Genomic DNA, 16,271 nt, shown 5'->3' with positions numbered 1-16,271 from the left:
CAGCTCAGACGCTGCGTTCGTTCATCGCAACGGTAGCTGCAAAGCAGCCGCACGCGGACCCCTTTTGGAGGACGACTGTCCGCAGATCCTCACCCTGCGTCCGGGAGGGCCGGGCCGAGCAGGTCGTCGGCGTCCACGATCCGGTACGCGTAGCCCTGCTCGGCGAGGAAGCGCTGCCGGTGCGCGGCGTAGTCGGTGTCGAGGGTGTCGCGCGAGACGACGGAGTAGAAGTGCGCCTGCTTGCGCTCGCTCTTGGGACGAAGCAGGCGACCGAGCCGCTGCGCCTCCTCCTGCCGGGAGCCGAAGGTGCCCGAGACCTGCACGGCGACCGAGGCTTCCGGCAGGTCGATCGAGAAGTTGGCGACCTTGGACACCACGAGCCGGTTGATCTCGCCGCGCCGGAACGCGTCGAAGAGCTCCTCGCGCTCCTTGTTCTTCGTCGAGCCCTCCACGATCGGTGCGTCCAGCGCCTCGCCGAGGTCGTGCAGCTGGTCCAGGTAGGCGCCGATGACCAGGGCCGGTTCGCCCGGGTGCTGGTCGAGGATCGCCTTCACCACCGGGGCCTTGGTGCGCGCGGTCGCGCACAGCTTGTAGCGGTCCTCGGCCTCGGAGGTGGCGTAGCGCAGCCGCTCGTCGTCGGTGAGCGTCACCCGCACCTCGACGCACTCGGCGGGCGCGATCCAGCCCTGGGCCTCGATGTCCTTCCACGGGGCGTCGTAGCGCTTCGGGCCGATCAGCGAGAACACGTCGCCCTCGCGGCCGTCCTCGCGGACGAGGGTGGCGGTCAGGCCGAGGCGGCGGCGGGACTGCAGGTCGGCGGTCATCCGGAACACCGGGGCGGGCAGCAGGTGCACCTCGTCGTAGACGACCAGGCCCCAGTCGCGGGAGTCGAACAGCTCCAGGTGCTTGTACTCGCCCTTGGAGCGGCGGGTGATCACCTGGTAGGTGGCGATGGTGACCGGCCGGATCTCCTTCTTCTCGCCGGAGTACTCGCCGATCTCGTCCTCGGTCAGCGAGGTCCGCTCGATCAGCTCGCGCTTCCACTGGCGGCCCGCGACGGTGTTGGTGACCAGGATCAGCGTGGTCGCGGCGGCCTCGGCCATCGCGGCGGCGCCGACGAGGGTCTTGCCCGCGCCGCAGGGCAGCACGACGACGCCGGACCCGCCGGCCCAGAAGGACTGGACGGCCTGGCGCTGGTAGTCGCGCAGGTTCCAGCCGTCCTGCTCCAGCTCGATGGGGTGGGCTTCGCCGTCGACGTAGCCGGCGAGGTCCTCGGCGGGCCAGCCGACCTTGAGCAGCATCTGCTTGAGGCGTCCGCGCTCGCTGGGGTGCACGACGACGGTGTCGTCGTCGATGCGCGAGCCCAGCATCGGGATGATCTTCTTGTTGCGCAGGACCTCTTCGAGCACGGCCCGGTCGACGGAGCTGAGCACGAGTCCGTGCGCGGGGTCGTTGACCAGCTGCAGCCGTCCGAAGCGGCCCATGGTCTCGACGATGTCGACCAGCAGCGGCTGCGGGACGGGGAAGCGGGAGTAGCGGACCAGGCCGTCGACGACCTGCTCGGCGTCGTGCCCGGCGGCGCGGGCGTTCCACAGCGCCAGCGGCGTGATCCGGTAGGTGTGCACGTGCTCCGGCGCGCGCTCCAGCTCGGCGAAGGGTGCGATGGCGGTGCGCGCGTCGTCGGCGAGGTCGTGATCGACCTCGAGCAGCAACGTCTTGTCGGACTGGACGATGAGAGGTCCGTCGGTCAAGGTGAGCGCTCCCTCGGGGTTCGGGCGGCGTTTCCGCAGGTGATCAGCGCTGTTGGCAGCCACCAACCGGACTCCCGACCCAGTATTCCACCCGCTCCGACCTGCTCCCCGCGGGTCCGACCCCCAGAACCCGGCGAAGTGACCCACATCGCCTGATCCCGACGCGCGCGTGCGTCACCAGATGACGGTTTTAGTGAGAACTGTCCGGGCATAACGGACATTGATCATGGGTGATTCGAGGAAAAACTGTCCCCTGGTGACGTGAGTGCGGACTGGAGCGGTCGGCGGGAGGCCGGGGCGCGGACTGGGGCGCTCGGGGGATTGTCGTGGGAGGGGAGGGGTGGGAGCGTTTTTCGATCTTGGTCGTGATCGGTGAGGAGGGTGCGGGTCGTGGTGGACGTCGTGGGGCGGTTGCGGGAGTTGGAGGCCGGGGCCGCGAAGGACGGCCGGGTCCGGCGGGAGGACGTGCTGGAGCTGTTCGACTCGCTGCCGCCGGTGCGGGTCGAGGAGCTGGCCGGGACGTGGCGGGGGAACGGCATCGCGACCGGGAACCCGTTCGACGGGCTGCTGGAGCGCTTCGGCTGGTACGGCAAGCGGTTCAGCGGTCCCGAGGACGCCGAGCCGCTGCTGTTCCGCGGCAAGGGCGACCGGGTGGTCAGCATCAACCCCGCGTTCATGCCGGTGGGGCTGATGCTCGGCATCGCCGACAAGCTCAACAGCCCGGTCGTCGCGAAGCTGTTCCGGCTGCTCATGCCCCTGATGACCACGGCGAAACCCCGCGCGCGGCTGCGGATGGTCGAGTACCGGGGCGTGTCCTCGGCGGCGATGGTCTACGACGCGCTGCCGATCCACGACCCGTTCCGCAAGGTCGACGACGACACGCTGCTGTGCGCGATGGACCTGCGCGGCCTCGACGCCCCCTTCCTGTTCGTGCTCCGGCGGGATGCCGCGTAACCAGGTGTTTTCCCTGGCCGGGTAGGTTGATCGTGGCGAACTCGACCACGGAGGACCAGTGACCTACCCACCGCAACCGGACCCCTACGGCGCGCAGTCCGGCCCGTACCCGGGTGGCTGGCAGCAGGGCTACCAGTACCCGCAGCAGGGTTCGGACGCGTTCTGGCGGCAGGTCGCGGGGAACCAGCAGCCGCCACCGCCGCCGCCGCCGAAGAAGCGGACCGGTCTCGTCGTCGGGCTCGTGATCGGCGCGGTGGTGCTGCTGCTCGGGAGCGCCGTCGCGATCACGCTCGCCGTGGCCGCGAGCAACCGCATCGAGGCCGGTGACTGCATGGCGCTGAACGACGAGCGCGGCGGTCGCATGGCCTCCGCCGACTGCGGCTCCCCGGACTCCGACTACGAGGTCGTCGACGTCCGCGAGGGGCGCGACCTCGCGGGCTGCGGCGACGACTACGTCAACTTCGCCGACGACAGCACCTACTGCATCGTGCTCGACGTCCGGGTCGGCGACTGCCTGACGCCGTTCCAGCAGGACGAGGGAGTCCTGCCGCTGAAGCTGGAGTGCTCGAAGGCCGAGGACCAGGTCACCAGGGTCGTCGGCGGGCAGGACCCGGAGTCGGCCTGCGAAGAGAACGAGGGCTACTACGTCTTCAGCCGGAAAACCGTCTGCTTCGGAGACGTCCAGGGCGTTTAGAGTTTCTTACCGCTAACGAATTCGGTCTGCCGCGACGGGTCGGGACCAGCGCGGCGAGGAGGGGATGGACATGGGTAGCGAGGATCGCACGGTCCGCGACATCACCCGGGGGTTGATGCGCGAGCTCGGGCTGACCACGGTGTTCGGCAACCCGGGCACGACCGAGGTCCCCTTCCTGACCGGCTGGCCGGACGACTTCCACTACGTGCTCGGGCTCCAGGAGTCCGCGGTGGTCGCGATGGCCGACGGCTACTCCCAGTCCCGCCGCGAGCCGGTGCTGGTCAACCTTCACTCGGCCGGTGGCGTCGGGCACGCGCTGGGCGCGGTGTTCACCGCCTACCGGAACCGCACGCCGATGGTCATCACCGCTGGTCAGCAGACCCGCAGCCTGATGTTCGGCGAGCCGTTCCTGGGCGCCACCGAGGCTCCGAACTTCCCGAAGCCGTACGTGAAGTGGAGCTACGAGCCCGCTCGCGCCGCGGACGTCCCGGCCGCGCTGGTGCGCGCCTACCAGATGGCCACCACCCCGCCCCACGGCCCGGTGTTCCTGTCCATCCCGGCCGACGACTGGGACGAGCCGGGCGTCGAGGTCGCGGCCCGCCCGCGCACGCCCGGGTTCGCGCCGGACCCGACGGCGATCACCGAGCTCGCCGAGGCGCTGCGGCGCTGCGAGCGGCCCGCGTTCGTCGCGGGCCCCGCCGTCGACGCCGACGGCGTGGTGGACGAGATGGTGCGGCTGGCGGAGAAGACCAAGGCGTCGGTGTACGCGCCGCCGATGTCGCCGCGCTGCTCCTTCCCGGAGGACCACCCGTGCTTCGCCGGGTTCCTGCAGCCCGAGCAGCGGCTGCTCAGCCAGGAGCTCGGGAGCTACGACCTGGTCGTGGTGTGGGGTGCGCCCGCGTTCACCTACCACGTCTACCGGGGCGAGGCCGAGGTCGCGCTGCCGGAGCTGTTCCTGGTCCACGACGACGCCGACGTGCTGGCGCGCGCCCGCTCCGGGCGCGGCGTGATGGGCACGATGGCGCACGCGGTCCCGCAGGTCAACGCGCAGCTGGAGGACCTGGAGCGGCAGGCGCCCGCGACGATGCCGCGGCCGGAGAAGCCCGCCGCGACCACGCCGATGACCGCCTCCTACGTCTTCGACGCGCTCGTCGAGCAGCTGCCCGCCGACGCGGCGGTCGTGGAGGAGACCCCGAGCCACCGCAACGACCTGCACGAGTACTTCCCGGTGCGCTCCACCGACGGCGGGTTCTTCACCGGCTTCTCGGGCGCCCTGGGCTACGGCGTGGGCGCGGCGGTCGGCGTCGGCATGGCCGACCCGGCCCGGCGCACGGTGGCGCTGCTGGGCGACGGCTCCAGCATGTACGGCATCCAGTCGCTGTGGACGGCGGTGCGCGAGCAGGCCCCGGTCACCTTCGTGATCATGGACAACTCGCGCTACGCGGCGGTGGCGGTGCTGGGCGAGGCCGCGGGCGGCAGCAAGCTGCCGGGCGTGGAACTCGGCGGCATCGACTTCGTCGGACTGGCGACCAGCCTCGGCTGCCCGGCCAAGCTCATCCAGACCCCGGAGGAGCTCGCCCAGGCGCTGCCGGAGGAGTTCTCCGGCAAGCAGGGCCCGAGCCTGCTGCACGTCAAGGTCGACCCGGGCCAGCGCTTCCTGTACTGAAACCCACAGTTCGGCACTCGTTTTGCGTGGCGGTGCGGGTAGCGGAACCTCAGACGCCGCCTGGACTCCGTGCGCCACTCCTTTTGTATGCCAATACACGGCGTCGCGGCGTACTCGCCAGACGACGTCTGAGAACCCGCGGCGGTGCCGGCTGCGAGAGCGGGCTCCGCACCTCGCGGCTCCGCCGCTTGCACCGAGGTTGACATGGAAGAAGGGCGGTCCCGGAGCAACCGGGACCGCCCTTCTCCGCTGCGTCACATGACCTGAGTGGTCTCCGCGGACGAGGCCGGGGCCGGGCCTGCGCTCTTGACGTCGAGGAGGCGGGCCACCTCGCTGCGCAGGTGCACGAACGTCTCCGACTCGCGGGTGGTGATCTGGTCGCGCTCGCGACCGAGCGGGATCTCCAGGTCCTTGACGATCGTCGCCGGGGATTTCGACAGCACGAACACCCGGTCGGCGAGGTAGATGCTCTCGTCGATGTCGTGGGTGACCAGCAGGACCGTGCTGTCGAACTGCTTGCGGACCCGCAGCAGCAGGTCCTCCAGCTCGAAGCGGGTCTGCGCGTCGACCGACGCGAACGGCTCGTCCATCAGCAGCAGCGCCGGCCGGCAGGCCAGGGCGCGGGCGATCGACACCCGCTGCTGCATGCCGCCGGAGAGCTGCCACGGGTACTTCTTCGCCGCGCCCGACAGGCCGACCCACTCCAGCACCTCGTCGGCGCGCTCCCGCCGCTCGGCGCGGCTGACACCGCGGGCCTGCAGCGGGAACTCGACGTTGGCGCGCACCGACTTCCACGGGAACAGCGAGCGGCTGTAGTCCTGGAAGACCACGGCCAGGTCGCTGGGCACGCCGTCGACCGGCTCGCCGTGCAGGCTCACGTCGCCGGTGGTCGGCTTGATCAGGCCGGAGATGCCTCGCAGCATGGTCGACTTGCCGCAGCCGGACGGGCCGACGATGCACGCCAGCTCACCGGTGCGGACCTCGAAGGTGAGGTCGGCGATGGCCTGGTGCCCGTTCTCCCCGCCGTAGCGGTGACCGAGTCCGGAGACTTCCAGCATCGTGTTCGTTCGGGTCATTGGTCAGCCTCCGACAACTTGGTCCGCCGACGCCTGCGAGGGCTGCCAGCTCAGCGCACGGCGTTCCACCACGAGCAGCAGGGTGTTCAGTACGTATCCGAGGACGCCCAGCAGGACGATTCCCGCCCACATCGCCGGGAAGTCGAACTGCCGCTGGTCGAACATCAACCGGTAGCCGATGCCGTTGGTGGAGCCCACCAGCTCCGAGACGACCATCAGCACCAGCGACAACGACAGGCTAACCCGCAGTCCGGCGAAGATCTTGGGCGTGGCGGCGGGCAGCACCACGCCGGTGATCCACTGACCGCGCGGGATCCGGAAGGACCGCGCGGTGTCCACCTTGACCTGGTCGACAGAGCGGACGCCGTCGACGGTGTTGAGCAGGATCGGCCACACGACGCTGAACACGATCACGGTGATCTGCATCGACGAGCCGATGCCCAGCAGCACGATGAACACCGGCACCAGCACCGGGGACGGGATGGCGCGCATGAACGCCATCAGCGGCCCGACGTAGTCCAGCAGCGTGCGGGACCGGCCCAGCAGCGTGCCCAGGGCGACGCCGATGACCGCGGCCAGCACCCAGCCCAGCGCGACCCGGCCGAGGCTGGCCAGCAGGTCGCCGGTGGCCTCGGTGGTCAGGAACAGCGACTGCGGTGGTCCGGAGAACCACTTCTGCCCGGCCGTGGCGAGGATCTTGCTCGGCGACGGGAAGAACGGGTGCTGCGCGAGCTGGGTCACCAATTCCCACAGCAGCACGGCGACGATGAACACGAGCCACTGGCGGAGAAATCCACGCGTCTTCTTCATTGCGCACCTCGCAACCGCGCGTTGAATTCCAGTGAATTCGCGATGTCAATTCCCGGGGAATTGGGAAAGCCGGGAAAGTGGTGGCCCGTCACACTGCCTCCCGATCGACCGCGCTCCACGCCAGGCCGCGCTTGTGCACCGTTTCCAGCGCCTCGTTGATGAGGTAGCCGACGATGCCCGCGACGATCGTCCCGGCCAGCACCAGGTCCATCCGGCCCGCGCCGGTGGAGGCGTCCAGCACGAAGCTGCCCAGGCCGGAACCGCCGCCTGCCAGGAACTCCGTGCTGACCACCAGGATCAGCGCGACCGAGGCCGACATCCGGATGCCGGTGAGCACGAACGGCGCGGCGTTGGGCAGCAGCACGGTGAACATCGTGCGGACCCGGCCGAAGCCGAAGGACCGCGCGGTGTCCACCATCACCGGGTCGACCTCGTCCAACGCGTAGATCGTGTTGAACAGGATCGGCCACACCGCCGCGTACACCGCGAGCGCGATCTTGGTCTCCGGTCCGGAGCCGACCAGCACGATGGCCAGCGGGATCAGCGCCACCGAGGGGATCGGCCGGAGGAACTCGATGATCGCGCGGGTGGCCACCCGGATGCCGCGGACGCTGCCCAGCAGCAGACCCGCGGGCACCGCGATGGCGATCGAGATGCCCAGCGCGATGGCCCAGGCCAGCACGCTCGCGATCAGGTCGAGCAGGAAGGAGGAGTCGCCGAGCAGCTCGACGAACCTGGTCAGCACCACCGAGGGCGGTGGGAAGTACTGCGGGTCGACGAGCCCGGACCTGCTGAAGGCTTCCCACAACAGCAGGAATCCCAGCAGTCCGAGCAGACCCCGGATTGTTCTGGTCATGTCCCGATCAGCTCTGCGGCGGCTGGATGATCATGCTCGCCACGTCGACGTCCTTGTTGATGTAACCGAATTCCAGCATCAATCGGGGAACGCGCTGCAAGCGGGTGGCGTCTGCACGCGCGTTCAATTTCAGCAATGTGATGATGGACGCAGTTTCCTTGTCGATTTTGGCGAACTTGGGCAGCAGCGGCTCGATCTTGGCCCGGTCCTGCGCCTCGGCCACCGACGCGGTCATCGCGCGCTGGAACGCCGCGACGGTCTTCGGGTTCTGCTCGGCGAACTGGGAGTTGGACACGTAGCCGCCCAGCGGCAGGTCCTCCAGCGGCCCGGTGGTGGTGTCGAGGACCGGGACGGCGTCGGCGTCGCGGGCGGCCAGCGTCAGGAAGGGCTCGACGACCATCGCGGCGTCGACCTGGCCGGTCTTGAGCGCGTTGGGCATGTTCATGAAGCCCAGCGGCACCATCTGCACCTTGTCGGAGGGCACGTTGTTGGCCTTCATCGATGCCTTGACCAGCAGCTCGGAGATCGTGCCCGCACCGGAGATGGCGATCCGCTTGCCCGCCAGGTCCTGCGGGGTGCGCACGTTGGAGTTCGGCCCGGACATGATCAGGCAGCTGTTGGGCACCGCGGACATGCAGTCGGCGACGATCTTGAGGTTGGCCACGCCCTTGGCCTGCGCGGCGAAGATCGGCACGTAGCTGGAGAAGGTGATGTCCAGGTCGCCGCCGATGGCGCTGTTGAGCGCGGCGCCGCCGTCGGGGGCGGAGACGATCTCGACCTGGAGGCCCTCGCGCTGGAAGTGGCCGGCTTCCACGGCCAGGTACAGCGGGGCGAGCTCGGCGGTGGGCAGCGCGCCGACGCGCAGCCGCGACTTCTCCACCTGGGCGTTCCCGGAGGACTGCTGCTCGGCGCCACCGAGGAGTCCGCAACCGCTGGATCCCATCAGCGCTCCCGCGGTGACCGCACCACCGGCGATCTTCAACAGGTCTCGGCGGCCGAGCGGGCGGTGGGTGGGACGCATCGTTTCCTCCTGGCGTGGCGGGGTGTGGCCCGGGGCGGGCCTGGCGGCTGGAGCGACTTGCGTGGACCGAGGCCGCTGCGGCCGGGAGGCGGGTGCGCGTGCGCTGCGGGTGGCGGCGCTCGCGGGACGAGGGCGTCCCCCGTTTCGGGCACGTCCCGCGTTCTCCAGGTCACCGGCTGCATCGGTGCGTGCAGAACTCTAGAGACCTGACCAGGGGGGAACAACAAGACGTAATTGCCTCGTTGTGACGAGTAGTCGAAGGTGTGTCTCTCATCACTCGTTCGCGAGAGCAAAGAACACGAAGGGTGTCCTCCACATCGCGAACGGGTGAGGTTGTGTTCAAAAACGGGAAATACACGGATGTTGCAAGACGAAAGCCGCAGGCGTCTCGAAGCGGACGAAACGTCTGCGGCTCGGCGGGAGTTCGTGGCGAGTTCCGGACAACTTCAGAACCCGGAACCCGGTCCGGACCGGATTTTCGACTGAGGAAGACGAACGCCGGGCTCATCCCGAAGGAGGCCCGGCGTTCAGCCCTGCGTCTGAGATCAGCCCGCGCGGCAGGTCAGGCCTGGGCCGGCGGCACGATCATCTTGGCGACGTCGATGTCCTTGTCCAGGAAGCCGAAGTCCTTCATCAGGCGCGGAACCCGCTGCAGGCGCGTGGCGTCGGCGCGCGAGTTGAACTTCAGCAGCGAGATGATCGCGGCCGTGTCCTTGTCGATCTTGGCGAACTCCGGCAGCAGCGGCTCGATCTTGGAGCGGTCCTGCGACTCGGCCACGGCCCGGTCCATCGCGCGCTGGAAGGCGGCCACCGTCTTGGGGTTGTCCTGCACGAACTTGGCGGTCGCGCCGTAGCCGGTCAGCGGCAGGTCCTCCAGCGGGCCGGTGTTGGTGTCGGCCACCGGGACGGCTCCGCTGCTGCGCGCGGCCTGGGTCAGGAACGGCTCGGTCAGGATCGCGGCGTCCACCCGGCCCTGCTGCAGCGCGGCCGGCATGTTGATGAACGGGATCGCGGTGAACTCGGACTTCGAGAAGTCCACGCCGTAGGCCCGCATGGTGGCCTTGACCAGCAGTTCCGAGATGGTGCGCGGGCCGGAGATGGCGATCGTCTTGCCCGCCAGGTCCTGCGGCGTGCGCACCCGGGAGTTCGGCGAGGTCATGATCGTGGTCGTGTTCGGAGCGCCCGCACCGCAGTCGGCCACGATCTTGAGGTCGGCCACGCCCCGCGCCTGAGCGGCGAAGAAGGGCACGTAGCTGGCGTAGGTGATGTCGTAGTCGCCGCCGATGGTGCTGGTCAGCGCCGCGCTGCCGTCCGAGGTCGTGACGATCTCGACGTTGAGGCCCTCCTGCTGGAAGATGCCGTTGCGCACGGCCAGGTGCAGCGGGGCGAGGTCGGTGACCGGCATGGCGCCGACCTTGAGGTTCGGCTTCTCGATCTGGCCGTCGCCGCCGCCCGCCGATTCCGAGCCGCCGAGCAGGCCGCAGCCGCTGGCGCCCATCAGCGCGCCCGCGGTGGCGGTGCCACCGGCTAGTTTGAGCAGACCTCTCCGCGACATAGCGCGACTGGCCAGGGTCATCGAGTCCTCCTTGCGAAACGCACGACATGGCGCGCCACCGGCGAGAACTCCCCGCCAGTCGGGCGCGGACAACCCCGATCAGGGTCCCGCAGGTGCGTCTGTGCACTGTGGACTTGGCCACGGCGTTCGACGGAGCGCGCCGGTGCGGGCCGGGCGCGAACCCGACTGCCGTGACGGGTGGGGCGCAAAAAGGACTGTAAAGGTTTGAACTATCGGGTTACAACCAGGCGTAACTAACTATGGGTCACACGTTTGGCCCAGCTGTTATCCACGGCACTCTTAAGAGTGATGGACACCCGTATTGGGGGCCTGACTTGTGACGCCGGGTTAAGTATAGTCTCGCCCGTCGAGGTGACCGGCCTCTGCTTCGGGGGAATGCACGTTGTGACCAGGGAGTGTGATGGCAAGCCCGGCTGACAGAGTCGGGGTCTGCGGAAACTCGATCGCCGAGGTGACGTGGACCCGCTCGTGGGTACCCGATGCGGCAGCGTCGGTTCGCGGGCACATTCCCAGCACGATGATCTCCACCGTCACGGCCAGAGAGGGCAGCTAGCCGTGGCGGTTCCGCACATGTCCGCCGCAGCGCAGGAAACAGGGATGCTCAACAACGACCCCGCGACCTCAGCCGGTGCAGCCGATCCGGCTGCCGCCCGGACCAAGAAGTGGTGGCTGCGCAACTGGCGCCTCCGGTACAAGATGGCCGCCGTCCTGCTCGTGCCGACCCTGGCCGCGCTCGGCGTCGGTGGCGTGCGCATCTACGACGGCCTCAGCAGCCAGTCGCAGATGCAGACCATCGTCGACCAGGTCGAGTTGGCGCAGCAGACCTCCAACCTCACCCACGAGCTGCAGCGCGAGCGGGACTTCGCGATCGTGCTCACCACCGCCAACGGCGGCAGCGCGGGCACCGACTACGCCAACCAGGGCAAGCGGGTCGACACCGCTGTCCAGCAGGTGATGGCGTTCGACTCGCAGCTCGAGGGCTTCACCCCCGAGGTCCGCTTCGCCTTCCAGAGCGCCGAGCACCGGCTCGGCAGCCTCGGAGCGCTGCGCGGCACCGTCAACAGCGGCTTCACCAGCCCGCAGACGATGATCGCCTACAACTCGGTGATCGACACGCTGCTGACCATCAACAACCAGGTCGCCAACTCCGCGGCCAACACCGACACCGCGCAGACCGCTCGCGCCGCCGACTCCCTCGGCCAGGCCAAGGAGCAGCTCGCGCGGCAGCGCTCCATCCTGCTCAGCGCCGCGCTGCGCGATGAGTTCCTGACCGGTCAGCCCGACGAGATGCGCGCCGCCAACGCCCGCTACGAGGCCGCCTACAGCGAGTTCGAGTCCGCGGCCACCCAGGAGCAGCGCGCCCTGTTCGCCGAGCGCGTCGCCGGTGCGGCGATCGACCGCACCGAGCAGATGGAGCAGAGCTCGCTGATCGCCTACGACAACGATCAGCAGAACCAGAACCTCGGCGTCTCCCCGGCCGACTGGGGGCAGGAGTCCGGGCAGCGCACCGACCTCGTCCGCGAGGTCGAGTCCGACGTCCTCGAAGACCTGCACTCCGACGCCACCGCGCTGGCCGACTCGGCCACCTGGACGCTGATCCGCGACTCCGCCCTGGTGGCGCTGCTGCTGATCGTCGCGTTCGGCGTCGCGACCTTCATCGCCCGCTCGATGCTGCGGCCGCTGCGCACGCTGCGCTACAACGCGCTGGAGATCGCGCAGAAGAGCCTGCCGGACGCGATCAACCGGGTCACCGAGAACCCGGGCGCCTCGCACCAGACCACGGTCCCGACCGTGCCGGTCTACACCGACGAGGAGATCGGGCAGGTCGCCCGCACCTTCGACGCGGTGCACCAGCAGGCGCTGCGACTGGCCGTCGAGCAGGCCATGCTGCGCAACAACGTCAACGACCTGTTCGTCAACCTCGCCCGCCGGTCGCAGACCCTGGTGCAGCGCCAGCTGGCGCTCATCGACCGCCTGGAGCAGGACGAGCAGGACCCGGACCAGCTGTCCAGCCTCTTCGAGCTGGACCACCTGGCCACCCGCATGCGGCGGAACAACGAGAACCTGCTGATCCTCGGCGGCACCGACCTCACCCGGCGCACCATGCGCCCGGTCCCGCTCACCGAGGTCCTCGGCGCCGCCGTCTCCGAGGTCGAGCAGTACGCCCGGGTCGCCGTGGTCGACGCCCCCGAACTGGCCCTGCAGGGCCGTGTGGTCAACGACTTCGTGCACCTGGTCGCCGAGCTGCTGGAGAACGCCACGGTGTTCTCCAACCCGGACACCGAGGTCACCGTCCGGACCGCCTACCGCCGCCAGCAGCTGGTCATCGAGATCCGCGACCGCGGCGTGGGCATCGACGCCGGCGAGATCGACGAGATCAACGAGCGGCTCGTGCGGCCGCCGGAGATCGACGTCGCGGTCTCCCGCCGGATGGGTCTGTTCGTGGTCGGTCAGCTGGCCCGCAGGCACAACATCGAGGTCGAGCTCGGCAACAACGAGGGCCTGGAGGGCGGCGTCACCGCGACCGTGCGCCTGTCCGGCGACCTCGTCGTCCAGCTCACCCCGGACGGCCCGGTGCCGATGCCCGACATGCCGCGCACCCCGCAGCCGGAGGAGCGCGGGCCCGGCGAGACCGGCACCCAGCTCGGTCTGGCCGCCGCGTTCGGCGGTCGCGCCGCCACCAACGGCCAGCAGCCGGGCCTGGACGCGCCGACCACCCGGGCCGAGCTGCCCAGCCTGAGCGGTTCCGAGCCGCCGACCTCGTTCACCTCGATGAACCAGGCGGCTCGCGACTCCGACACCTCCATGCCGGGCATCGCCTCGTTCAACGGCCAGGGCTTCAACGGCCACGACGTCAACGGCCACGAGTTCCAGGACCAGGACGACGACTTCGGCGCCGAGCCGCCGCAGTACTCCATCACGACGTCCACCGGCGATTCGTTCGGCGCAACGAGCGTCCCCCGATGGGAGGATGACGACCGGGCGCCCCACGACGACGGTGTCGGGGCGGAAGCCTGGCCGGACATCGACCCGGGCTTCGACGGGCAGTGCGGTGCACCGTCGGAGACCTCGTCGACCGACCTGTTCCACAGCCCGTTCGAGGCGGAGAAGACCAAGAACTTCGCCCCGTCGCAGCCCTTCGGCTCCGATGAGGACCGCAACGGCTTCAGCGGTGGTGGCCTGAACGGGAGCGAGCACGACAGCGGCTCGCTCAACGGCGGCTCCCTGAGCGGAAGCGGCCTGAACGGCGGTGGAATCGGCGCGGCCTTCGGCGGCGGTCACGAGGGCGCCCCAGGGAACGAAAGCCGGCCGGAGCCGGCGTCGGAGTCCTGGGAGTCCGAGAACGCATCCGTGCGAGGCACTTCCGGTCCGGACACCCCGGGCTTCGACGGCGGGTCGACGGCTTACGCCGACGACGAGCCGAGGGAGTCCTGGGACATGGACGATGCGCCTACCCAACGCCTGCCGATCTACGAAGCCGTGCTCTCGCAGTGGTTCCGCGAGTCCGATGTGGAGGACTCGACCGCCGCTGCCGACCCCAAGCCCGCCGACCCGGCTGCCGCCGCGCCCTCGACCCCGTCGAGCCCCGCGTCGGAGCCGGTGGTCGACGAAGTTCCGCGCACCACCACGCCCGACCCGGGCTGGGGACAAGCGGATGTCGGTTGGAAAGCCGCCGAGGCCCTCCTGCAGACCCCCGAGGTTCAGGAGACGACCGCGGCCGGACTTCCCAAGCGGGTGCCCAAGACCAACCTCGTGCCCGGCTCGGCAGCGCCCCGCACCCCGCAGACCCCTCGCCGCAAGCCCGCCGCCCCGCGTTCGGCTGACGCCGTTCGCGGACGCATGGCGAACTTCCAGCAGGGCGTCCACAAGGGCAGGCACGCCAAGTCCGAACCGGTTTCCACCGAACTTCCCCGCTCGAATCCGAGCCGTCCCGAGGAGCAGGAGTGAACGGGTCCGTGCAGCAACCGATGAGCAGCAACAGCTTCAGTTGGCTGATCACCGACTTCGTGCGCCGGGTGCCCGGCGTCGCGCACTCGGTGGTCGTGTCCGCGGATGGTCTGCTGCTGGCGGGTTCCCAGGGCTTGCCGCGTGACCGCGCCGAGCAGCTCTCCGCCGTCGCGTCCGGTCTGGTCAGCCTCACCCAAGGCGCCGCGCGCTGCTTCGAAGCAGGCGAGGTGACCCAGACCGTCGTCGAGATGGAGCAGGGCTACCTGTTCCTGATGTCGATCAGCGACGGGTCATGCCTGGCCGTGCTGGCAGCGCCCAACGCCGACATCGGCCTGGTCGCCTACGAGATGACCCTGCTCGTGGAGCGGGTCGGTCGTCAGCTCACGCCCGAACTGCGCGCGCAGCTGCAGGGCATGGGTCGCCGGTGATTCCGGCTGGGGAGAGCTGAGGGGAGCTGACCATGAACGCCGGTTCCGAACCCAGCTGGGACGGTGACCTGTTCCGCCTCTACAACAAGCGGCTGAGCGCGGAGTCCTGGCAGGACGACTTCGTCGACGACGCGCCTTCCGGGCAGGGGGGCGACGCCATCGGCGGGTACGACCGCGCGCTGTTCGGGGGACCGGGTGCCGACCTGTTCGGGTCGGGCGGGTACGGCGACTCCTCGGGCGGGCAGAGCGCCCGGGCTTCCTACGACGGCCAGGCTTCCCAAGACGGCCGGGCTTCCCAAGACGGCCAGCCCCGGGACCCCCGCGGACCCCAGGGCAACTGGGCGCCGCAGGACAGCTGGGGCTCCCAGGACGGGTGGGGTTCTCAGGACGGGTGGGGTTCCCAGGGCGGCGCCCCGACCCCGCGTCCCCGCTCGGACGGCGGTCCGCCGTCGGTGTCGATGCCGTCCATCTCGCAGTCGATGTCACCGATTTCCCAGTCCATGCCGTCGATTTCCGGCTCGATGCCGGCGATCCCGGCGATGGACGAGATGGAAGCCGAGGACAGCGGCGGTTCACTCGTTCGGCCGTACGCCCGCACTCGGGGGCGCACCCGCACCGATTATGATCTTGCTATCGAGACGTTGGTAAGCACCAGCGAACGAGGTCGCAACCAGGCGACCCAATCCCGGCCCGAGCACCGCTCGATCTCCGAGCTGTGCCTGGAGGCCCGCTCGGTCGCCGAGGTCGCCGCGCACATGCGGCTGCCGCTCGGCGTGGTGCGGGTCCTGATCGGCGACATGGCCGACACCGGGCTGGTTCTGATTCATGACAGTGGCATGGTCGTCGGTGATCGGCCGTCCATGGAGTTCTTGGAGAGGGTGCTCAGTGGGCTTCGCAGGCTCTGATCCCCGGTCGCAGCAACCGAGCAACCAGAAGACCTCGACGAAGATCGTGGTCGCCGGTGGTTTCGGTGTCGGGAAGACGACGTTCGTCGGTTCGGTCTCGGAGATCGTTCCGCTGACCACCGAAGCGGTCATGACCGAGGCCAGCGTCGGCGTCGACGACCTCACGGCCACGCCGGGCAAGGTCACCACGACCGTCGCGATGGACTTCGGCCGGGTTTCGCTCGACCAGGACCTGATCCTCTACCTGTTCGGCACGCCCGGCCGGCACCGGTTCTGGTTCATGTGGGACGACCTGGTGCGCGGCGCGATCGGCGCCGTCGTCCTGGTCGACACCCGGCGGCTCGCCGACGCGTTCGCCTCGATCGACTTCTTCGACGACCGGGGTCTGCCCTACATCGTCGCCGTCAACACCTTCGACGGGGTCACGCACCACCGCATGGAGGACGTCCGCGAGGCCCTGACCATCGCGGAGACCGTCCCGATGATCACCGTCGACGCCCGCGACCGGGAATCGACCAAGAAGGCCCTGATCACGCTGGTCGAGCACGCGATGCGCCAGCGCCTCGCCACCCAGCACTGACCTAGG

At 69.5% G+C, this 16,271-nt stretch carries 13 protein-coding genes; 7 read left to right on the top strand and 6 right to left on the bottom strand.

What is annotated here, in order from left to right; genetic code table 11:
- Positions 1–89: 89 nt before the first annotated feature.
- Entirely contained in the window at positions 90–1,751 is a 1,662-nt protein-coding gene (locus QFW96_RS18635) for a DNA repair helicase XPB (RefSeq protein WP_281456971.1), read from the bottom strand.
- Between the two features lie 390 nt (positions 1,752–2,141).
- Here QFW96_RS18635 and QFW96_RS18630 point away from each other — a divergent pair, with 390 nt between their 5' ends.
- The 3 genes from QFW96_RS18630 to mdlC all read left to right on the top strand — a co-directional run bounded on the left by QFW96_RS18630 (position 2,142) and on the right by mdlC (position 5,065).
- Positions 2,142–2,705, top strand: coding sequence for a DUF4334 domain-containing protein (locus QFW96_RS18630; RefSeq protein ID WP_281456970.1), 564 nt, complete (start codon positions 2,142–2,144; stop codon positions 2,703–2,705).
- Between the two features lie 58 nt (positions 2,706–2,763).
- Positions 2,764–3,399 carry an LppU/SCO3897 family protein gene (locus QFW96_RS18625; RefSeq protein WP_281456969.1) on the top strand — a complete coding sequence of 212 codons (636 nt, stop codon included), beginning with the start codon at positions 2,764–2,766 and terminating at the stop codon, positions 3,397–3,399.
- A 70-nt stretch (positions 3,400–3,469) separates the two neighbouring features.
- Positions 3,470–5,065, top strand: a complete 1,596-nt coding sequence (gene mdlC / locus QFW96_RS18620) for a benzoylformate decarboxylase (protein WP_281456968.1) — start codon at positions 3,470–3,472, stop codon at positions 5,063–5,065.
- Positions 5,066–5,319: 254 nt separating this feature from the next.
- On the opposite strand, the gene QFW96_RS18615 is transcribed toward mdlC, so the two are convergent.
- The 5 genes from QFW96_RS18615 to QFW96_RS18595 all read right to left on the bottom strand — a co-directional run bounded on the left by QFW96_RS18615 (position 5,320) and on the right by QFW96_RS18595 (position 10,404).
- A complete protein-coding gene (locus QFW96_RS18615) occupies positions 5,320–6,141 on the bottom strand; it encodes an ABC transporter ATP-binding protein (RefSeq protein WP_281456967.1) in 822 nt (273 codons plus the stop codon).
- Positions 6,142–6,144: 3 nt separating this feature from the next.
- Positions 6,145–6,951, bottom strand: a complete 807-nt coding sequence (locus QFW96_RS18610) for an ABC transporter permease (RefSeq protein ID WP_281456966.1) — start codon at positions 6,949–6,951, stop codon at positions 6,145–6,147.
- 88 nt (positions 6,952–7,039) lie between these two features.
- A complete protein-coding gene (locus tag QFW96_RS18605; RefSeq protein ID WP_281456965.1) occupies positions 7,040–7,807 on the bottom strand; it encodes an ABC transporter permease in 768 nt (255 codons plus the stop codon).
- A 7-nt stretch (positions 7,808–7,814) separates the two neighbouring features.
- The gene (locus tag QFW96_RS18600) at positions 7,815–8,828 is read right to left on the bottom strand and encodes an ABC transporter substrate-binding protein (RefSeq protein ID WP_281456964.1); all 1,014 of its coding nucleotides are present in this window, start codon (positions 8,826–8,828) and stop codon (positions 7,815–7,817) included.
- A gap of 562 nt (positions 8,829–9,390) precedes the next feature.
- Entirely contained in the window at positions 9,391–10,404 is a 1,014-nt protein-coding gene (locus tag QFW96_RS18595) for an ABC transporter substrate-binding protein (RefSeq protein ID WP_281456963.1), read from the bottom strand.
- Between the two features lie 570 nt (positions 10,405–10,974).
- On the opposite strand from QFW96_RS18595, the gene QFW96_RS18590 reads away from it, so the two are divergent.
- From QFW96_RS18590 to QFW96_RS18575, 4 genes are read left to right on the top strand one after another with little or no spacing between them, the layout of a single operon-like run.
- Entirely contained in the window at positions 10,975–14,352 is a 3,378-nt protein-coding gene (locus tag QFW96_RS18590) for a sensor histidine kinase (protein ID WP_281456962.1), read from the top strand.
- Positions 14,353–14,372: 20 nt separating this feature from the next.
- Positions 14,373–14,780 carry a roadblock/LC7 domain-containing protein gene (locus tag QFW96_RS18585; RefSeq protein WP_175548002.1) on the top strand — a complete coding sequence of 136 codons (408 nt, stop codon included), beginning with the start codon at positions 14,373–14,375 and terminating at the stop codon, positions 14,778–14,780.
- A gap of 32 nt (positions 14,781–14,812) precedes the next feature.
- Positions 14,813–15,685: a DUF742 domain-containing protein gene (locus tag QFW96_RS18580; protein ID WP_281456961.1), complete on the top strand. Its 873-nt coding sequence runs from the start codon at positions 14,813–14,815 to the stop codon at positions 15,683–15,685.
- Positions 15,666–16,265 (top strand): GTP-binding protein, encoded by a 600-nt coding sequence (locus QFW96_RS18575; RefSeq protein WP_281456960.1) that lies wholly within the window; start codon positions 15,666–15,668, stop codon positions 16,263–16,265. The genes QFW96_RS18580 and QFW96_RS18575 overlap by 20 nt, the downstream gene beginning before the upstream one ends.
- Positions 16,266–16,271: the final 6 nt, after the last annotated feature.

The sequence above is a fragment of the Saccharopolyspora ipomoeae genome, assembly GCF_029952525.1.
GTDB classification, from domain to species: Bacteria; Actinomycetota; Actinomycetes; order Mycobacteriales; family Pseudonocardiaceae; genus Saccharopolyspora; species Saccharopolyspora ipomoeae.
Note: the sequence above shows the minus strand (reverse complement) of the source record. Positions and strands in the feature narration are given on the sequence as shown.